The sequence below is a fragment of the Aeromicrobium sp. PFPM2_SD2 genome (assembly GCF_057364525.1).
The window spans coordinates 1-4,045 of record NZ_JBNFNZ010000216.1 but is presented as its reverse complement, the minus strand read 5'-3'; the positions used below and the strand labels follow the sequence as shown (position 1 = coordinate 4,045).

Annotated in this window: 3 protein-coding genes and 1 pseudogene; 2 read left to right on the top strand and 2 right to left on the bottom strand. The window is 67.7% G+C overall.

What is annotated here, in order from left to right:
- Positions 1 to 570: LysE family translocator (locus tag AC2W7G_RS10595; RefSeq protein WP_485868397.1), on the bottom strand; the 570-nt coding region annotated here is incomplete at its 3' end.
- Between the two features lie 108 nt (positions 571 to 678).
- On the opposite strand from AC2W7G_RS10595, the gene AC2W7G_RS10590 reads away from it, so the two are divergent.
- Together AC2W7G_RS10590 and AC2W7G_RS10585 are read left to right on the top strand one after the other, a co-directional pair.
- Positions 679 to 1,692: an SMP-30/gluconolactonase/LRE family protein gene (locus AC2W7G_RS10590; protein ID WP_485868396.1), complete on the top strand. Its 1,014-nt coding sequence runs from the start codon at positions 679 to 681 to the stop codon at positions 1,690 to 1,692.
- 110 nt (positions 1,693 to 1,802) lie between these two features.
- A complete protein-coding gene (locus AC2W7G_RS10585; RefSeq protein WP_485868395.1) occupies positions 1,803 to 3,488 on the top strand; it encodes an ATP-dependent nuclease in 1,686 nt (561 codons plus the stop codon).
- 139 nt (positions 3,489 to 3,627) lie between these two features.
- On the opposite strand, the pseudogene AC2W7G_RS10580 reads toward AC2W7G_RS10585, so the two are convergent.
- Positions 3,628 to 3,975: pseudogene (locus tag AC2W7G_RS10580) on the bottom strand (hypothetical protein); the annotation flags it as partial.
- Between the last annotated feature and the right edge of the window lie 70 nt (positions 3,976 to 4,045).

The following is a 4,045-nucleotide window of genomic DNA, read 5'->3' as shown; positions in this document are numbered from 1 at the left end:
TCCCCAGGCCCGGCGGACGCGCTCGCGACGCAGCGCGGCGGCCAGGTGCAGCCCCAGCAGGACCACGAGCGCCCACGCGACGAGACCGAGCAGCACGTCCACCGCGCCCAGCACGGCGACCTGCGTCCAGACCGGGACGTCGCCCCGGCTCACGAACTGGGGCAGGACCGCGGCGAAGAACAGCACCGCCTTGGGGTTGAGCACGTTGGTCGTCAGCGCCTGCACGAAGCTGGCCCGTGCGGAGGCGGGCGACGGCGTCGGGTCGTGGACCGGCGCGTCCGCGGTCCTGCGGAAGGTCGGCAGCACGAGTCGTCCGCCGAGGTACAGCAGGTAGAGACCGCCCAGCACGCGGATCGCGGTGAGCAGGTCCGGGTGCCGAGCGAGCACGATTGAGAGGCCGGCGACCGCCAGGACGACGTGGACGCACAGGCCGACCTGGGCGCCGAGCGCCGCGGCGACACCGGCCCGGGGGCCGCGCGTGGCCGCGCGCAGGATCACGACGAAGTCCGGGCCGGGCACGAGGTACGCGACGAGCACGACCCCGACGAAGGCCCACCAGCTGACGTCCATCCGTCGAGGGTGTCATCAGCGGCGGCTCCCGACGACTCGGGAGGCGCGGGTGACTCCCCCGGGTCGAGGGAGCCGGGACTGAGCCCGCGCCCGGATACCGTCCGGCCCATGAACGTGCCGGGAACCCGCCGCCTGCTCCGTGCCCGCCGCTGGTCGCCGCCGCCGGCGCCGTCCGAAGCAGGACGCACCCCGCTCACTCGGTCGTTCGACGTGGTGGCCCGCATCGCGACCGGCCCGGGCCCCGAGGACGTCGTGTTCGACCGCGACGGCCGCCTGCTCGCCGGCACGGCCGACGGCGCGGTCGTGCGCATCGACCTGTCCCGCGGCCAGCGCACCGTCCTGGCCCGCACCGGCGGACGTCCGCTCGGCCTGGAGCCGTCGCACGACGGCGGTGTGCTGGTCTGCGACCACGACCGCGGGCTGCTGAAGGTGCACCCGGACGGCGGGGTCGAGGTGCTGGTCGACACGCTGGGCGGGGAGCCGCTGCGCTTCGCCAGCAACGTGGTCGAGTCGCTCGACGGCACGATCCACTTCACCGTCTCCACCCGGCGCTGGGACCTGGAGCACTACCTCGGGGACGTGCTCGAGCACTCGCGCACGGGTCACCTGGTGCGCCGCGACCGGGACGGCACGGTGACCGTGCTGGCCGACGACCTGATGTTCGCCAACGGGCTGGTGCTGGCACCCGACGAGTCGTACCTCGTCGTGGCCGAGACCGCCGGGTACCGCCTGCGCCGCTACCGGCTGACCGGGCCGGGCGCCGGCACGTGGGAGCCGTTCGCCGAGAACCTGCCCGGCATGCCCGACAACATGAGTCTGGGCAGCGACGGGCTGGTCTGGGTCGCGTACGCCGCCCCGCGCAACGCCCTGCTGGACCGGCTGCTGCCGCTGCCCGGCGTGCTGCGGACGCTGGTCTGGAACCTGCCCGCGTCGGTGCAGCCCAAGCCGGAGCCGATCGCCTGGGTGGCGGCGTTCGACCTGGACGGCACGCTCGTCCACGACCTGCGCAGCGCCCGCGACGACTACGGCTTCGTGACCGCGGTGGCCGAGCGCGACGGCGTCCTGGTGGCCGGCGGGCTGCACGCCGAGGACGCCGTGGTGGTCGAGCTGCCGGACCTTTAGCTGGTGTGACGCGCGAGGGGCAAGAACGCGGTCGGCTGCGAATGTTCATGGTTTCGCACCGTTGCCGTCACTGCAGGAATTAGCCTGTTCCCCACTACCGAGGGGACACTGTGAAACTGAGCCATCTTGTTATCGACGGATTTCGGCAGTTCGAGAATCGGACGCGCATCGACCTTGGCGAAGGTCTGTCAGTCCTTGCTGGCCCAAACGGGGTCGGCAAGTCTTCCGTCTTCGATGCCATCGACTTCTTGATCAACGGTGTCGTTCCGGCGGGTGCGAACGCTGAGACGTTGCTTGTAGAGGGGGTTTTTAGTAGCAGCGATCGGTCGGTGCAATGCCGTGCGAGTGTCGACGACAAGGGGCGCGTTCTGCGCGAGACCTTGGCGCCGGTCCATCCCACGTTTCCCCAGGGAGTCGGCAAGGCGAAAGTGGACGTCCTCCGCGACTTCTTGGGGGCAGGAGCCGCGGGTCTGTCGCGCGATGAACTGCGCGAAGAAGCCTCGCTGACCCTCCGCGCACTGCCGTCTGAGGAATTTGTTATGGAATGGACGGCAGATCCCGATGTGCAACCAGAGTTTCCGCGGGTGACACGACTCGACGCGGAGTCTGGTTTCAGTGTCACAAGCGCCGTCTCCGCTCTGTTGTCTCGCGAATTTGAGTCGTTAGTCGCCGGCGATGCCCAAAAAGAGTGGGATGCTATCAACTCATCCTTTGCCCGTCACGCGGAAAAGGCCTTGATGACGCTCAGAGATAATTTGACCACGAAATTTCCTGATCTGGTGGAAGATATCGTCGCGTCGGTTTCTCTCGACGCTTCCAAGCCTAAATTCTCTCTCGACCTTGCGGTCTGCGTCGCTGGTTCGCAGCGTCCCCTCGATGATCTGAGCTTGGGTCAACGCCGACGACTCGCGCTCGGCGCCCAAGAAACGTACGCGGAGTTTGCGTCGGACCAGCGTGGCGATCTGGTGCTCTACGACGAACCAGATGCTCACCTGGATTTTCGAATCCAAGACCAGCTGATCGCTTCGCTCAAGGAGCAATGTAGTGCTCCTGAAATGCAGATCGTCATAGCTACGCATTCGCCCCGGATCCTTAGTGCAGTATCTACGGCAGAAGTCGTTCTGCTGGTGCCGAATGAATCGACATCCGTCACGAAAGCAGTTTGCTATGCGCACATTGCAGATGTCACGGTGGCTGATCTTGCCGAGATCGACGAGGTAGTTGGCTCGGTAGGCCTCCTCCATGATCGCTTCGTCGTTGTGGCTGAAGGGCCGAGCGAAGAGAAGGCGCTCGCGGCGTTGTACCGCCGCCGGACGGGGAGGTCGGCGGCAACCGACGGAATCACCATCGTCACGAAAGACGGGTGTGATGATGCTGCGCGCTTCGCGGCGATGTTTTCTCGGGTAAGGCGAACCGGCTGGGTGCTGGTACTCGACTCGGATTCGAAAGGGAAAGCTGACAAGCACGTCGGCGACCTGAGCGATCGTGTGTTCTACCTGGGAGAGCGTGAGTTGGAGGATTGCTTTCCGGATGAGGTTTGGGTTGCCGTCATTAACGAGGTGGCCGACCGAGAGTCGATTGAATGGAGACTGGGACTGGCCGAAATGGAGAGCTTGCGACGAGAAGCCGCAACGCGAGGCTCCGGTCTGAGCAAGGCCCTCAGCAGTTTGTTGTATTCTCACGCGCTTCGGCCGGACAAGACTGATCTGGCGAAGGCGGCCGCCGAATTGTGCGAAATGAACAAACTCGACTCGTCGCTGGATCGAGCTCTAGCCGCGATAGTGGAACTGGCCTAGCGCGAGCCGGTGCTGAGCCCGGTGGCCGCGACACGCACGGCGTCGAGGCCGAACATCGGCGCGGCGCGCCGCCGTCGACGAGGTCGGCCAGGACCCGGCCGAGGACCGGGCCGAACTTGAACCCGTGGCCGGAGAACCCGGCGGCGACGGTGAGCGGCCCACGCCGGTCGAGGACGAAGTTCTCGTCGTCGGTCGTGGCGTAGGTGCAGCTGATCGGCTCGGCCGTGGCCGGGTCGAGGCCGGGGAACCAGCGGCGCACGTAGCGCTGCAGGGCGGCCAGGCCCTCGGGCGTCGCGGCGTAGTCGCGCTCGTCGGGGTGGACGACCGGGCCGGCGCCGTGGAACCCCACCTTGTACCCCTCGCCCGGGGTGGCCAGCGCGTACGCGTCGGTGGGTGCGTCGTCGCCGGGTCGGACGTGGTGGACGACGGCGGGCCAGTCGTCGGTCGGGCCGGAGCCCCGGAAGTGGGCCGGCTGCTCCTGCGTCACGGTGATGCGGGGCAGCGGCACCAGGCGCCGACGAGGTCGCGGGCCCACGCGCCGGCCGCGAGACGAGCTC

Excerpts from the sequence above, each read along its gene's own strand:
- AC2W7G_RS10590 (WP_485868396.1), top strand. The coding sequence starts at position 679 with ATGAACGTGCCGGGAACCCGCCGCCTGCTCCGTGCCCGCCGCTGGTCG.